This is a genomic window from Ramlibacter sp. (genome assembly GCF_013697775.1).
Classification (GTDB): Bacteria; Pseudomonadota; Gammaproteobacteria; order Burkholderiales; family Burkholderiaceae_C; genus Ramlibacter.
In genome coordinates this window covers 1-13,830 of sequence record NZ_JACCWG010000447.1, presented here as the reverse complement: position 1 = coordinate 13,830, position 13,830 = coordinate 1, and the positions used below count along the sequence as shown (strand labels likewise).

The following is a 13,830-nucleotide window of genomic DNA, read 5'->3' as shown; positions in this document are numbered from 1 at the left end:
CCACCATGGCCGAGTCCGGCAGCGCGCCGGCGCGGATGGCGACGTCGACGCCGTCGGCCACCAGGTCGGCGCGGCGCGGCGACAGGTCGAAGTCGATGCGCACGTCCGGGCAGCGGCGCGCGAATTCCGGCAGCAGCGGGCCCAGCACCGCCAGCCCGAAGAAGGTGGGCAGCGACACGCGCACCAGGCCGCGCGGCGTGCTGGCCTGTTCGCCCAGTTCCTCGTGCGCGGTGCGCGCCGCGTCCACGATGCGCCTGCAGCGCTCCAGGTACTCGGCACCTTCGGCGGTGGGTTCCACCTTGCGCGTGGTGCGGTTCAGCAGGCGCAGGCCCACCGTCTTTTCCAGCGCCGAGATGCGCTGCGACAGCGACGACGCGGCCATGTCCAGCGCCTCGGCCGCGCGGCTGAAGCTTTTCATCTCGGCCACTTGCACGAACAGCGCCATGTCGCGCAGCAATTCCATCGGTCGTTCCTTCATCGTTCGCTGGAGCGAAAACTCAATTCGCGCAGGCGCATTGATCGCAGCGCCGCGCTTGCGGATCATCCGCTTCCCGACAACGCACAACAACAAAGGACCTCCGTGCCGCAGCTGCGCAAACACCTCTTGCTTCCCTTCATCTCCCTCGCCCTTGCAGGACTCCACATGAACGCTCCCGCGCAGACACCCACGCCGCCCTACGGCGCGCCCATCGCACTGGCCCAGGCCCGCACCATCATGGCGGCCGCCGAGGCCGAAGCCCAGCGCAACGGCTGGCCGATGGTGATTTCCATCGTCGACTCCGGCGGCCACGTCGTCATGCTGCACCGCCTGGACAACACGCAGCTCGGCTCGGTGACGGTGGCCACCGGCAAGGCCACCACCGCGGTGCAGTTCCGCCGGCCTTCCAAGGTGTTCGAGGATGCCGTGAAGGACGGCGGCCTGGGCCTGCGCATCCTCGGCACGCCCGGCATCGTGCCGCTGGACGGCGGCCTGCCGCTGTTCTCCGGCGGCAAGCTGATCGGCGCCATCGGCGTGTCGGGCGGCCTGTCCACGCAGGACGCGCAGGTGGCGCGCGCCGGCGCCGAAGCGATGAATTGAACCGAGGCCTGCGAAGCGCGATGCGCCTCAGCCCGCACGTTTGTTCAGGATGGCCGTGGCCGCGCGCGAATTCGGCTTGCGGCCCAGATGGTCGCTGATGTACTTGCCGGCATCGATCAGCTTGTCGAGGTCGATGCCGGTGTCGATGTCCATGCCGTGCAGCAGGTAGACCACGTCTTCGGTGGCCACGTTGCCGGTCGCGCCCTTGGCATAGGGGCAGCCGCCCAGGCCGGCGCAGGAGGCATCGTATTGCCACACGCCCATTTCCAGGCAGGCCAGCGTGTTGGCCAGCGCCTGGCCGTAGGTGTCGTGGAAATGGCCGGACACGTCGTTGATGCCGTAGTGCTTCAGCACCGCCTCCATCGCGCGCTGCACCTTGCGCGGCGTGCCGGCGCCGATGGTGTCGGCCACGCCCAGGTGCTGCACGCCGATGCCCTTCATGAGCCGCGCCACCATCTCCACGCGCTCGGGCGCGATCTCGCCCTCGTACGGGCAGGCCACCGCGGTGGACAGCGCGCCGCGCACGAAGATGCCGTTGGCGCGCGCCAGTTCCACCACCGGCGCGAAGCGCTCGATGCTTTCGGTGATGGAGCAGTTGATGTTGCGCTGGCTGAAGGCTTCGCTGGCCGCGCCGAACACCACGATCTCGTCGGGCTTGCTGGCCAGCGCCGCTTCCAGGCCCTTCATGTTGGGCGTGAGCACCGAGTAGCGCACGCCGGGCTTGCGCTCGATGCCGGCCATGACCTGGGCGTTGTCGGCCATCTGCGGCACCCATTTCGGCGACACGAAGCTGGTGACCTCGATTTCGGTCAGGCCGGCGTCCTGCAGCATGTGCACCAGGCGGATCTTCACCTCGGCGGGCACCGGTTCCTTTTCGTTCTGCAGGCCGTCGCGCGGGCCGACATCGACGAGCTTCACTTTGGCGGGAAATTGCATGGGGTCAGTATCCTCTTTGCGGATCGACCACGCCGGCAACGGGCTCTCCGCGCTCCAGCGCGCGGATCTTGCGCACGATCTGCGCGACGCTCTCTTCGCGCAGGGTGCGCGCCGAGGTGTGCGGCGTGACGGTGATCTTGGAATGCCGCCAGAACGGGTGCTCCGGCGGCAGCGGTTCGTCGCGGAACACGTCCAGCGCGGCACCGGCCACGTGGCCGCTGTCCAGAAGCTCCAGCAGGTCGGCATCCACCAGGTGCGCGCCGCGCGCCACGTTGATGAGATAGCCGCCGGGCCTGAGCTTGCCCAGCGTATCGCGGTTCAGGATGTTCTCGGTGTCAGGCGTGAGCGGCAGCAGGCACACCAGGATGCGCGTGGCGGCGAGGAATTCACCGAACTGTTCAGCGCCGGTATAACCCCGCACGCCCGGCAGTTCCTTGGGCAGGCGGCTCCAGCCGTTCACCGGAAAATCGAACTGCGCCACGGCCTGCGCCACGCGCGCGCCCAGCACGCCCAGGCCCATGACGCCGACCGGGAAGTCCGCGCGGCGGCGCGGCGTGCGAAAGCCCCATTTGCCCTGCGCCACCTGGTCGGCGTACACGTCCAGCTCGCGGAAATGCCGGATCACGGCGTGGCAGACGAACTCGGCCATCTGCACCGCCATGCCGCCGTCGTCGATGCGCACGACGCGCGCGCCGGCCGGCAGACGCAGCTTCAGCAGCGCGTCGACGCCGGCGCCGATGTTGAAGATGCCCTTCAGCTGCTGCTGCTCGTCCAGGAACTGCTGCGGCGGCGCCCACACGATGGCGTGGTCGGCCGGCGGCGCGCCGGGCTGCCATTCCTCCACCTGGGCGTCGGGCACGGCGGCGCGCAGTTCATCCAGCCAGGGCCCAGCCTTGACGTCGGTACAGCAAAAAGCAATGCGCATGATTAATCGATTCCGTTCAGCTGCCCAGCTTGAGCAACTCGGCGCCTTCGGCCACCTGGTCGCCCGGCGCGTACAGCAGCTCGGCAACCACGCCGTCGGCCGGCGCGGCGATGGTGTGCTCCATTTTCATCGCCTCCATCACGGCCAGCGGCTGCCCCTTGCTGACCTTGTCGCCGGCCTTGACGGCGAAGGAAATCACCTTGCCGGGCATCGGCGCCGTCAGCCGGCCGCCTTCGGCCTGGGCTTCGCCGGCATGCGCCAGCAGGTCGAGCGATTCGATCTGCGCGGCGCCGCGGCGGGCGAACACGTGGTCCGTCTCGCCCAGGCTGTAGACGCTGACGCGCTCGCGCTGGCCGGCATAGCGGATGTCGATGCCGTCGGCCGCCACGGAGAACTCCAGCGGCGCGCTGGCGCCGCCGACGTCCAGCTGCAGCGTGCCGTCGTGCTGGTAGGTGAGCACGGCGTCGCTGTGCTCGCCGCCGAATTCGAAGGCGAAGCGGCGGCGCGTGAGGCCGTGCGAGCGCCAGCCATCGCGCCGGCTGAACGGATTGTTGTCCTGCACGCCGCGCTCGTCGGCCAGTGTCTTGGCCACCGCGGCGGCGGCGGCCAGCGGCAGCGCCACCGGCTGCTGGTGGAACAGCACGGCCTGCTCGCGCTGGATCAGCGCGGTGTCCAGGTTGGCATGCGCGAACGATTCGGTCTTGAGCACGTGGCGCAGGAACTGCACGTTGGTGTTCAGGCCCACGATGTGCGTGGCGGCCAGCGCCTCGTCCAGCCGCGCCAACGCCTGCTCGCGCGTGTCGCCGTGCACGATGAGCTTGGCGATCATCGAGTCGTAGAACGGCGAGATCAGGTCGCCCTCGCGCACGCCGTCGTCCACCCGCACCGGCGCGACCTCGAAGGCCGCGCAGCCGGGCTTGCGGTACACGCGCAGCGTGCCGGTGGCCGGCAGAAAATTGTTGTCGGGGTTCTCGGCGCAGATGCGCGCCTCGATGGCATGGCCGCGGATGCGCAGCTGCTCCTGCGCCAGCGGCAGCGGCTGGCCGGAGGCCACGCGCAGCTGCCACTCCACCAGGTCCAGCCCGGTGATGGCTTCGGTCACAGGGTGCTCCACCTGCAGCCGCGTGTTCATCTCCATGAAGAAAAATTCCATAACCCCCACGCTCCCCGCTTCGCGAGGTTCGCTGCCCCCCGAGGGGGCTGCCCCGCCTTGGGACGGCCCGGCGGCGGGGCCCATGCCGCTCTCGCGCTGCTCCACGATGAACTCCACCGTGCCAGCGCCCACGTACTTCACCGCGCGCGCCGCCGCGACAGCGGCTTCGCCCATGCGCTTGCGCATGGCTTCGGTCATGCCGGGCGCGGGCGCTTCTTCCAGCACCTTCTGGTGGCGCCGCTGCACCGAGCAGTCGCGCTCGAACAGGTAGACGTAGTTGCCCTGCGTGTCGCCGAACACCTGGATCTCGATATGGCGCGGCCGCTGCACGTATTTCTCGACCAGCACCGCGTCGTCGCCGAAGCTGTTGATCGCCTCGCGCTTGCAGGACGCGAGCGCGGCTTCGAAGTCCCCGGACTTCTCCACCGCGCGCATGCCCTTGCCGCCGCCGCCGGCGCTGGCCTTGATCAGCACCGGGTAGCCGATGCGGTCGGCCTCGCGCTGCAGCAGCGCGGGGTCCTGGTCGCTGCCGTGGTAGCCGGGCACCAGCGGCACGCCGGCTTTTTCCATCAGCTGCTTGGACTCGGCCTTCAGGCCCATGGCCTGGATGGCCGAGGGCGGCGGGCCGATGAAGACCAGCCCGGCCTCGGCGCACGCCGCGGCGAAGGCTTCGTTCTCGCTCAAGAAACCGTAGCCGGGGTGGATGGCCTGCGCGCCGGTGGCTTTCGCCGCTTCGATGATGCGTTCCCAGCGCAGGTAGCTGTCCTTGGGCGCGCTGCCGCCGATGTGCACCGCCTCGTCGCAGGACTCCACGTGCTTGGCCGACGCGTCGGCATCGGAATACACCGCAACCGTGCGGATGCCCATGCGGCGCGCCGTGGCGGCCACGCGGCAGGCGATTTCGCCGCGGTTGGCGATCAGGATCTTCTTGAACATTTTCTAGTTTCCTTGCGGCGCAGGGGCGCCCGTAAAGAATCGGGCCAGCCCGCGCGCCACCATGCGCAGGAACTTCACCAGCACGACCATCAGCAGCACCGCGGCCACCAGCGTGAGCACCAGCGCGACGGCGAACAGCACCGGATGCGTGGCCGAAAGCCACAGCATGAACACGACGAAACCGTCCTCGGCCAGCGACACCAGCATGTTGGAGAACGGCTCGGGCGAGGTGTTGACCGCCGCGCGCGTCGTCATCTTGGCCGTGTGGCTGGTGGCGGCAAGGGTGCCGCCCAGCAGCGCGGCGATCCAGCCCATGGCCTGGCCGTCTGCGCCCAGCGCGCCGGCCGCCAGCGCGGCGCCGGCGGGGATGCGGATCACGGTGTGCACGGTGTCCCAGATCGAATCGACCAGCGGGATCTTGTCGGCGAAGAACTCCACCACCAGCATGAAGCCGCTGGCCGCCAGCACGCCGGGATGCTGCAGCACATGGAGCCCCGGCGGCAGCGGGAACCAGCCCAGGAAGCCGGCCATGCCGGCCAGGAACACCGCCGCGTACAGGCGGATGCCGCTGGCCCAGCCCAGGGCCGCGGCCAGCGCCAGCACTTGCGGCGCGTCGATCAGGTGGGAGAGTGCGTCCATGTCAGGTCTCCGGCAGCCAGGCGGGCTTGCGCTTGTTCAGGAACGACTGGATGCCCTCGCGGCCCTCCGCGCTGGCGCGGATGTCGGCAATGCCTTCCACCGTGGCCCGGATCAGTTCGGGCGTGATGGCGCGGCTGCCCACGTCCTGCACCAGCCGCTTGCTGGCCTTCACGGCCTCGGGCCCGGCGTTCACCAGTGCCTGGGCAATCCCTTCCACCCGCTCGTTCAGCACGCTGGCGGCAACCACCTCGTGCACGAAGCCGATGCGCAGCGCCTCGGCGGCATCGAACCTCTCGGCGGTGAGGAAGTAGCGGTGCGCCGCGCGCTCGCCCATGGCGCGGATGACGTAGGGGCCGATGGTCGCGGGGATCAGGCCGAGCCGGGTTTCGCTCAGGCAGAAGTTCGCGGTGTCCACCGTGATCGCAATGTCGCAGGCCGCCGCCAGGCCCATGCCGCCGGCGTACACGTCGCCCTGGATGCGGGCGATGGTCGGCTTGGGGCAGGCGTAGAGCGTGCGCAGCATCTCGGCCAGCGCGCCGGCATCGGCCACGTTTTCTTCGCGCGTGTAGCCGGCCATGCGCTTCATCCAGTTGAGGTCGGCGCCGGCGCAGAACGACGGGCCATTGGCCGCCAGCACGATGCAGCGCACCGAGGGATCGGCGCCGAGCTGCCGGAATACGGCGGTGAGTTCGCCGATGACCTCGTCGTTGAAGGCATTGCGCACCTCGGGACGGTTGAGCGTCACGGTGGCGAGATGGCCTTGCATGCTTTGCTGCAGGTGGTTCATTGCGGGGGGCTCCAGGTGGGCAGGCCGTGGTGGTCGCGCATGCCGTCGAAATCGCGGTCGGCGTGGATCAGTGCGCAGTCGTTGCGGATGCACCAGGCACCCACCAGCAGGTCGATGGAACTGCGCACGGTGATGCCGCGCTGGCGCAGGTCGCGGTAGAGCGCGGCGGCGGCCAGCGCGGTGGATTCGCCGCCAGCGGTGAAGAGGGGCAGCTGCGACAGCGCGGCGTGGGCGAGCCGCAGGTCCCGCTCGCTACGGAAGCCGCGCAGGATTTCCATCAGCACCAGGTCCAGCAGCACGATCTCGCTGGCGCTGTCGTCCAGCGCCGCATCCAGCGCGCGGGTCTGCGATGTCCGGTGGCCGTTGATGTAGCCGATCCAGACGCTGGAATCGGCGGTGATCACTTCCTGCTCTTCTTCGCGGCGGTGCGCTTGTAGGCGGGCCTGGGCTCCTGCACAAGTGACGCCGGCGCCGCCTCTTCGGGTTGCGTCCAGTCGCCTTCCAGGCTCCAGTGCAGCTTTCCGCGCATGGCCCGGATGTTCTGGTAGGCGACCCGGCGCGCCAGCAGGCGCAACCCTTCCTCGACCGCTTCCCGCTTGGTCTTGAAGCCGCCCGCCTGCATGGCGGCGCGCATCAAGTCGTCGTCGATCACGATGTTGGTTCGCATGGCACTGATGTGTATGAATTTCGTCAATTCTACACATCAACGCCTCCTGCTGTGCACACTTTTCCATGGCTCAGTAGCGCTTGGCCACTTCCTCCAGCATGACTTCCGTGGCGCCGCCGCCGATGGCCAGCACCCGCGCGTCGCGCCACAGCCGTTCGATCGCTGTTTCCCGGATGTAGCCCATGCCGCCATGGAACTGCTGGCAGGCCTGCACCACCTCGTTGACGAGCTCGCCGGTGAGCGCCTTCAGCATGGACACCTCCTGCACGATGTCGTGGCCCTGCGTGACGGACCAGGCGCAGTGGTACATGAACTGCCGCGCCGCGCGCGTCTTCGCGTCCAGCATGGAGATGCGCTGGCGGATCACCTGCTGGTCCCACAGCGGCCCGCCGAAAGCCTGGCGCTGGCGCACGTAGTCCAGAGTGAGCTTCAGCGCCTGCTGGCAGTGGCCCACCGCCATGGCGGCCAGCGCGATGCGCTCGGTCTGGAAGTTCTTCATCACCGAATAGAAGCCCTTGCCTTCCTCGCCCAGCAGGTTGGCCGCGGGCACGCGCACGTCGTCCAGCACCAGCTCCGCGGTGTCGGAGGACAGCCAGCCGGTCTTCTTCAGCGCGCGGCCGACGCTGAAGCCGGGCGTGCCCTTCTCCACGATGAACATCGACACCTCGCGCTTGCCCGGCCCGGTCTTGGCCGCGACGAAGTACAGGTCGGCGTGCACGCCGTTGGTGATGAACATCTTGGTGCCGTTGAGGACCCAATCATCCCCGTCGCGCTTGGCTGACGTGCGGATGCCCGCCACGTCGGAGCCGGCGCCCGGCTCGGTGATGCCGACCGCCGTGACCAGCTCGCCGGCGACCACGCGCGGCAGGTACTTGCGCTTTTGCGCCGGGCTGCCCGCGTGGTGCAGGTGCGGGCTGGCCATGTCGGTGTGGACCAGCACGGTGATGATGAAGCCGGCAAAGGTGGACTGCGACAGCGCCTCGGCGAACACGAGGTTGGTCATGGCGTCGGCTTCGGCGCCACCGTACGCGCTCTCGTACATCAGGCCGAACATGCCGGCCGCGCCCATGCGGCGCAGCACCTCGCGCGGCACGAATCCCCGGTCTTCCCAGGCCTGGCCGTGCGGCTCGACCTCGCGCGCGATGAAGCGCGCGACCTGCTCGCGCAGCAGCTCGTGTTCGGGCAGGTCGTGGATTGTTTGCATGATCACCGTTCAGGCTGAGCTTGTCGAAGCCCGCGCACCCTTCGACAAGCTCAGGGCGAACGGGGGCGGGTGCAATCGTTACATCCGGAACACGCCGAACTTCGGCTCGAGAATCGGCGCGTTCAGCGTCGCGGCCAGGCCCAGGGCCAGCACGCGGCGGCTGTCGGCCGGGTCGATCACGCCGTCGTCCCACAGCCGCGCGGTGGCGTAGTACGGATGCGACTGGTGGGCAAACTGGTCGAGCAGCGGCTGCTTGAACGCGGCCTCCTGCTCGGCGCTCCACTGGCCGCCCTTGGCCTCGATGCCGTCGCGCTTGACCGTGGCCAGCACGCTGGCCGCCTGCTCGCCGCCCATGACCGAAATGCGCGCGTTCGGCCACATCCACAAAAAGCGCGGCGAATAGGCGCGGCCGCACATGCCGTAGTTGCCCGCGCCGTAGCTGCCGCCGATGATGATGGTGAACTTGGGCACGCTGGCCGTGGCCACGGCCGTCACCATCTTGGCGCCGTGGCGCGCGATGCCTTCGTTCTCGTACTTGCGCCCGACCATGAAGCCGGTGATGTTCTGCAGGAACAAGAGCGGCACCTTTCGCTGGCAGCACAGCTCGATGAAGTGCGCGCCCTTTTGCGCGCTCTCGGAGAACAGGATGCCGTTGTTGGCGATGATGCCGATCGGCATGCCTTCCACGTGCGCGAAGCCGCACACCAGCGTGGTGCCGAAGCGCGCCTTGAACTCGTGGAACTCCGAGCCGTCGACGATGCGCGCGATGATCTCGCGCACGTCGTAGGGCTTGCGCACGTCGGTGGGCACCACGCCGTACAGCTCGCGCGTGTCGAACTTCGGCGGGCGCGGTTCGCGCAGCTGCTGGCCGTGCTCCTTGCCGCGGTTGAGGCTGCCCACGGCCTGGCGCGCCAGTGCCAGCGCATGCATGTCGTTTTGCGCCAGGTGGTCGGCCACGCCCGACAGGCGCGTATGCGCATCGCCGCCGCCAAGGTCTTCGGCCGACACGATCTCGCCGGTGGCCGCCTTCACCAGCGGCGGGCCGCCCAGGAAGATGGTGCCCTGGTTCTTCACGATGATGGTTTCGTCGCTCATGGCCGGCACGTAGGCGCCGCCGGCCGTGCACGAGCCCATCACCACGGCGATCTGCGCGATGCCCTGCGCGCTCATGTTGGCCTGGTTGAAGAAGATGCGGCCGAAGTGGTCGCGGTCGGGGAACACCTCGTCCTGGTTGGGCAGGTTGGCGCCGCCGGAGTCCACCAGGTAGATGCAGGGCAGGCGGTTCTGCTGCGCGATCTCCTGCGCCCGCAGGTGCTTCTTCACCGTCATCGGGTAGTAGGTGCCGCCCTTCACGGTGGCGTCGTTGCAGACCACCATGCAGTCCACGCCGTTGACCCGGCCGATGCCGGCGATCACGCCGGCCGCCGGCGCGGCGCCGTCGTACATGCCCCAGGCGGCCAGCGGCGCAATCTCCAGGAACGGCGTGCCGGGGTCCAGCAGCATGGACACGCGGTCGCGCGGCAGCAGCTTGCCGCGCGCGACGTGCTTGGCGCGCGCGGCCTCGCCGCCGCCCTGCGTGGCCGCAGCCACCTGGGTGGCAAGGTCGTCGACCAGCGTGCGCATGGCAGCGGCGTTGGCCAGGAATTCGGCGGAGCGTGGGTTGAGTTGGGTTTCCAGAACGGACATGTGTTTTCCTCGCTGCGGCGCTGGCGGATGCGGTGGGCACCGCCGCCGCGCCAGAGCGCGAGCTTACGGAGATCGGCGGCCCGCGGGTGGCCGGTGAAGTTGCAAATCGCGCCACCTTCAAGCAGACTCCCGGCATGCCCGACCGCAGCCCATCCGGACCCCGCGCCGCGCCCGCCGCCGTCACGCCGATGGCCTTTGCACGAGCGATCGCGGCGGCCTACCGGCAGGCCGGCCGCGACCCGGTGCCGGTGCTCAAGCTGGTACAGATCACGCCACAGCGCCTGCAGCAAGCCGACGCGCGCATTACCGCCCGGCAAATGGAAGAGCTGTCCGGCGCGGCCATGCAGGAGCTCGACGACGAGGGCCTGGGTGCGTTCTCGCGCCGGCTGCCCTGGGGCAGCTACGGCATGCTGGCGCGCGCCTCGCTGAGCTCGCCCGACCTCGGCCTGGCGCTCAAGCGCTGGTGCCGCCACCACGCGCTCATCGCCGACTCCATCGGGCTCGAACTGCAGGTGGCGGGCAGCGGCGCCGCAGTCGTCGTGCATGAAAATCCGGCGCACCGCATTCCTGCCGAGCTGCGCGAACTCAGCCTGGCCTTCGTGCTGCGCAACGTGCACGGCCTCGCCTGCTGGTACGTCGATTCGCGCATTCCGCTGCAGGGCGCGCGCTTTCCGTTCCCGGCGCCGGCGCATGCCGATGCCTACCGCCACATGTTCCCCGGCCCGCTGGCCTTCGGCGCGGCGCAGGCCGAGATCCGCTTCGACGCGCGCTACCTGGCGCTGCCGCTGCGGCGCGACGAAAAGGCGCTGCGCCAGATGCTGCAGCGCGCGCTGCCGCTCACCGTGCTGCAGTACCGGCGCGACCGGCTGCTGGTGGAGCAGGTGCGCCAGGCGCTGGCCGCGCACCCCGAGCAGGCGCACAGCGCCGAAGGCCTGTCCGGCCTGCTGCACCTGTCGCCGCGCACCCTGCACCGGCAGCTGAAGGAAGAAGGCGCCAGCCTGCAGCAACTGAAGGACGAGGTGCGGCGCGACCGCGCCAAGGACCTGCTCTACCGCAGCGGCAAGCCGGTCAAGCAGGTGGCCGCCGCCGTGGGGTTCCGCAATGAGAAGAGCTTCACGCGGGCGTTCCGCCAATGGACGGGGCTGTCGCCGGGCGAGTTCCGGCACGCCGAAGCGGGCAGCGTGGCGGCGGCCCAGCCTAAGGAGTCTCCCTAAGCGCCCTAGGCCGCGTGCTTCACCCCCGCTAGGCACAACGCTGTGCCGCGCTAGGCACTTGGCTTAGCGGCTCGCCCCGGCGGAAAACTAACGTTGGGGCATGCAAAAACACGCCGCACTCATCGCCGCCCTGCTGTTCGCGGGTTCCGCTTGCGCCGAGTCTCCCGACACCGGCAGCCAGCTCGCCAACATGGGCATGGCCGCCGACCTCGGCACCACGGCGCTGGGCCTGTCGCTGGGTGCGGCCGAAGCCAACCCGCTCGGGCTGATGACCATTCCGCTGAAGCTGATGGTGAAGGCGCAGATCGACAAGATTCCCGACGAGAACCAGCGCCGCGAAGCCACCGCGCGGTTCACCGGCGTGCAATTCGGCGCCGCCGCGGCCAACCTGTGCACGCTGGCCCTCGGCAGCCCCGCGGTGGCGGTGCTGTGCATGGCCGGCGGCATGATCGCCGGCTACACCAAGGTGAAGTCGATCCCGACCGAGACCGATTGCGTGAACAAGCACATGGCCAAGCTGCAGCAGGCCGCGGAAACCGGCCGCGTGTACAGGATCTCCCTGAAGACCTGCGAAGGTGCCTACGAGTCCGAGCCGATGCTGGCGCAGGGCGGCGCGGCCGAGCAGGCGCAGTAAGAAGAAGCGGCGACCCGCCGCATGGGCATCCGTCGCTCCGGGTAAACCCCGGGTCCGCGGATAGTCACGATCGTTACGATCCGGCGTGAACCTCCCTCACGCCATGCCCGAGCAAGCCACTCCTGTCGACCTGCCTGTCCTGGCCGGGCTGCTGCGGACCATGGCGCGCATCCGCGCCTTCGAGGACGCTGCCGAAGCCGCCAGCCAGGGCGGCGTCAGCGTCTACGGGCTGGCATCCGACGGCCGCGCCCAGGTGCGCGGGCCGCTGCACCTGTCCACCGGGCAGGAAGCGGTGCCGGCCGGCGTCTGCGCCCACCTCACCCCCAGCGACTACCTCACCTCCACCCACCGCGGCCACGGCCACACGCTGGCCAAGGGCGCGGACAGCCACCGCATGATGGCCGAGCTGTTCGGCAAGGCCACCGGCTTCAACGGCGGCAAGGGCGGCTCCATGCACATCGCGGATTTCTCGGTCGGCATGCTGGGCGCCAACGGCGTGGTGGCCGCCGGCCTGCCGATCGCCGTGGGCGCGGCGCATGCGCAGAAACTGCGCGGCGACCACGCCATCACCTGCTGCTTTTTCGGCGACGGCGCGATCAACCGCGGCCCGTTCCTGGAAGCGCTGAACTGGGCGCGCATCTTCCGGCTGCCGGTGCTGTTCGTCTGCGAGGACAACCGCTGGAGCGCGACCACGCCCAGCGGCCCGATGACGGCGGGCGACGGCGCCTCGGCCCGCGCGGCTGCCATGGACATCGCCGTGCACGCGGTGGACGGCAACGACGTCGCCGCCGTGTACCGCGCAGCCGAGCACTGCGTGCGCGAGGTGCGCGAAGGCCGCGGGCCGGTGCTGCTGCACGCGGCGACGTACCGCGTGAAAGGCCATGTGTCGGTGGACCTCGCGCGCTACCGCGATCCGGCCGAACTGGAAGCGGCACTGCGCACCGATCCGCTGGCGCGCGGGCGTGCGGCGTACCTGGCGGCGGGCGGCAGCGAAGCCGACCTGCAGCACATCGAAACAGCCGCGCGCGACGAGATCGCCGCCGCCGTGACGGCCGCGGATGCCGCGCCCTGGCCCGCGCCCGAAGAAGCGTTCGCGCAAGTGCAGACCGTCGGAGCCGGCCAATGGTTCTGAGCACCGCCGCCGCCGAGATGAGCAACGCGCAGGCCGCCGCGCTGGCGGTGCAGCATGCGATGGAAGCCGACCCCAGCGTGGTCGTGATCGGCGAAGACGTCGGCCGCGGCGGCATCTTCGCCCAGTACGCGGGCCTGCAGCAGCGCTTCGGCGCCGAGCGCGTGATCGACACGCCGATCTCCGAGGCCGCCATCATGGGCGCCGGCGTCGGCATGGCGCTGGCCGGGCTGCGGCCCATCGTCGAAATGCGGGTGGTGGACTTCGCGCTGTGCGCGATGGACGAAACCGTCAACCAGGCGGCGAAGAACCGCTACATGTTCGGCGGCCAGGGCCGCGTGCCGCTGGTGGCGCGCATGCCCATCGGCATCTGGGATTCCTCGGCCGCGCAGCATTCGCAGTCGCTGGAAGCCTGGTTCGCGCACATGCCCGGCCTGGTGGTGGCCTGCCCCGGCACGCCGCAGGACAGCTACAGCCTGCTGCGCGCCGCGCTGGCGGGCGAGGACCCGGTCGTGTTCATGGAACACAAGACGCTGTGGGGCGCCAAGGGCCTGGTCGATCCCGGCCTGCGGATCCCGTTCGGTCAGGCGCGCCGCGTCCGCGCCGGAACGCACCTCACCATGGTGAGCTGGAGCCGGCAGGTGCAGCTGTGCGAGGCCGCTTGCGAGGAACTGCAGCAGGGCGGCATCGAGGTCGACCTGCTGGACCTGCGCACGCTGTGGCCCTGGGACCGCGAAGCGGTGCTGGCGTCGTGCGGGCGCACCGGCCACCTGCTGGTCGCGCACGAAGCCGTGCAGGTGGCGGGCTTCGGCGCCGAGATCGCCGCCACCGCGGCCGAGGCC

General features: G+C 69.8%; 15 protein-coding genes. 5 read left to right on the top strand and 10 right to left on the bottom strand.

The features are described 5' to 3' along the window. Positions 1 to 463, bottom strand: a 463-nt coding sequence (locus H0U68_RS22760; protein WP_296359183.1) for a LysR family transcriptional regulator, incomplete at its 3' end; no start/stop codon positions are given. A gap of 180 nt (positions 464 to 643) precedes the next feature. Here H0U68_RS22760 and H0U68_RS22755 point away from each other — a divergent pair. After that, complete coding sequence (locus H0U68_RS22755; RefSeq protein WP_296359182.1) at positions 644 to 1,078, top strand: heme-binding protein; 435 nt, start codon at positions 644 to 646, stop codon at positions 1,076 to 1,078. A 27-nt stretch (positions 1,079 to 1,105) separates the two neighbouring features. Here the strand turns inward: H0U68_RS22755 and H0U68_RS22750 are convergent, their stop codons facing one another. From H0U68_RS22750 to H0U68_RS22710, 9 genes are all read right to left on the bottom strand, one after another. Then, a complete protein-coding gene (locus tag H0U68_RS22750) occupies positions 1,106 to 2,014 on the bottom strand; it encodes a hydroxymethylglutaryl-CoA lyase (RefSeq protein WP_296359181.1) in 909 nt (302 codons plus the stop codon). Positions 2,015 to 2,018: 4 nt separating this feature from the next. Further along, positions 2,019 to 2,939: a glyoxylate/hydroxypyruvate reductase A gene (locus H0U68_RS22745; RefSeq protein ID WP_296359180.1), complete on the bottom strand. Its 921-nt coding sequence runs from the start codon at positions 2,937 to 2,939 to the stop codon at positions 2,019 to 2,021. 16 nt (positions 2,940 to 2,955) lie between these two features. Then, positions 2,956 to 5,028, bottom strand: coding sequence for an acetyl/propionyl/methylcrotonyl-CoA carboxylase subunit alpha (locus H0U68_RS22740; protein ID WP_296359179.1), 2,073 nt, complete (start codon positions 5,026 to 5,028; stop codon positions 2,956 to 2,958). 3 nt (positions 5,029 to 5,031) lie between these two features. Continuing rightward, positions 5,032 to 5,667, bottom strand: coding sequence for a DUF4126 domain-containing protein (locus tag H0U68_RS22735; protein ID WP_296359178.1), 636 nt, complete (start codon positions 5,665 to 5,667; stop codon positions 5,032 to 5,034). 1 nt (position 5,668) lies between these two features. Further along, complete coding sequence (locus tag H0U68_RS22730) at positions 5,669 to 6,454, bottom strand: enoyl-CoA hydratase/isomerase family protein (protein ID WP_296359177.1); 786 nt, start codon at positions 6,452 to 6,454, stop codon at positions 5,669 to 5,671. Next, positions 6,451 to 6,858, bottom strand: coding sequence for a PIN domain nuclease (locus H0U68_RS22725; RefSeq protein ID WP_296359176.1), 408 nt, complete (start codon positions 6,856 to 6,858; stop codon positions 6,451 to 6,453). The genes H0U68_RS22730 and H0U68_RS22725 overlap by 4 nt, the downstream gene beginning before the upstream one ends. Then, on the bottom strand, positions 6,855 to 7,121 hold the full coding sequence (locus H0U68_RS22720; protein ID WP_296359175.1) for a type II toxin-antitoxin system VapB family antitoxin: 267 nt from the start codon (positions 7,119 to 7,121) through the stop codon (positions 6,855 to 6,857). The genes H0U68_RS22725 and H0U68_RS22720 overlap by 4 nt, the downstream gene beginning before the upstream one ends. Positions 7,122 to 7,191: 70 nt before the next feature. Continuing rightward, positions 7,192 to 8,325, bottom strand: coding sequence for an acyl-CoA dehydrogenase family protein (locus H0U68_RS22715; protein ID WP_296359174.1), 1,134 nt, complete (start codon positions 8,323 to 8,325; stop codon positions 7,192 to 7,194). 78 nt (positions 8,326 to 8,403) lie between these two features. Continuing rightward, complete coding sequence (locus H0U68_RS22710) at positions 8,404 to 10,011, bottom strand: carboxyl transferase domain-containing protein (protein WP_296359173.1); 1,608 nt, start codon at positions 10,009 to 10,011, stop codon at positions 8,404 to 8,406. Between the two features lie 134 nt (positions 10,012 to 10,145). Between H0U68_RS22710 and H0U68_RS22705 the strand changes: the two genes are divergently transcribed. The 4 genes from H0U68_RS22705 to H0U68_RS22690 all read left to right on the top strand — a co-directional run. Continuing rightward, positions 10,146 to 11,225, top strand: coding sequence for an AraC family transcriptional regulator (locus tag H0U68_RS22705; RefSeq protein ID WP_296359172.1), 1,080 nt, complete (start codon positions 10,146 to 10,148; stop codon positions 11,223 to 11,225). 100 nt (positions 11,226 to 11,325) lie between these two features. Beyond that, entirely contained in the window at positions 11,326 to 11,859 is a 534-nt protein-coding gene (locus H0U68_RS22700; RefSeq protein WP_296359171.1) for a hypothetical protein, read from the top strand. A gap of 103 nt (positions 11,860 to 11,962) precedes the next feature. Further along, on the top strand, positions 11,963 to 12,991 hold the full coding sequence (locus tag H0U68_RS22695; protein ID WP_296359184.1) for a thiamine pyrophosphate-dependent dehydrogenase E1 component subunit alpha: 1,029 nt from the start codon (positions 11,963 to 11,965) through the stop codon (positions 12,989 to 12,991). After that, a partial coding sequence (locus tag H0U68_RS22690) for a transketolase C-terminal domain-containing protein (protein WP_296359170.1) occupies positions 12,982 to 13,830 on the top strand: 849 nt, incomplete at its 3' end. The genes H0U68_RS22695 and H0U68_RS22690, both read left to right, overlap by 10 nt.

Coding starts and splice junctions, on each gene's coding strand:
- H0U68_RS22755 (WP_296359182.1), top strand. CDS start 644: ATGAACGCTCCCGCGCAGACACCCACGCCGCCCTACGGCGCGCCCATC.
- H0U68_RS22750 (WP_296359181.1), bottom strand. CDS start 2,014: ATGCAATTTCCCGCCAAAGTGAAGCTCGTCGATGTCGGCCCGCGCGAC.
- H0U68_RS22745 (WP_296359180.1), bottom strand. CDS start 2,939: ATGCGCATTGCTTTTTGCTGTACCGACGTCAAGGCTGGGCCCTGGCTG.
- H0U68_RS22740 (WP_296359179.1), bottom strand. CDS start 5,028: ATGTTCAAGAAGATCCTGATCGCCAACCGCGGCGAAATCGCCTGCCGC.
- H0U68_RS22735 (WP_296359178.1), bottom strand. CDS start 5,667: ATGGACGCACTCTCCCACCTGATCGACGCGCCGCAAGTGCTGGCGCTG.
- H0U68_RS22730 (WP_296359177.1), bottom strand. CDS start 6,454: ATGAACCACCTGCAGCAAAGCATGCAAGGCCATCTCGCCACCGTGACG.
- H0U68_RS22720 (WP_296359175.1), bottom strand. CDS start 7,121: ATGCGAACCAACATCGTGATCGACGACGACTTGATGCGCGCCGCCATG.
- H0U68_RS22715 (WP_296359174.1), bottom strand. CDS start 8,325: ATGCAAACAATCCACGACCTGCCCGAACACGAGCTGCTGCGCGAGCAG.
- H0U68_RS22710 (WP_296359173.1), bottom strand. CDS start 10,011: ATGTCCGTTCTGGAAACCCAACTCAACCCACGCTCCGCCGAATTCCTG.
- H0U68_RS22705 (WP_296359172.1), top strand. CDS start 10,146: ATGCCCGACCGCAGCCCATCCGGACCCCGCGCCGCGCCCGCCGCCGTC.
- H0U68_RS22700 (WP_296359171.1), top strand. CDS start 11,326: ATGCAAAAACACGCCGCACTCATCGCCGCCCTGCTGTTCGCGGGTTCC.
- H0U68_RS22695 (WP_296359184.1), top strand. CDS start 11,963: ATGCCCGAGCAAGCCACTCCTGTCGACCTGCCTGTCCTGGCCGGGCTG.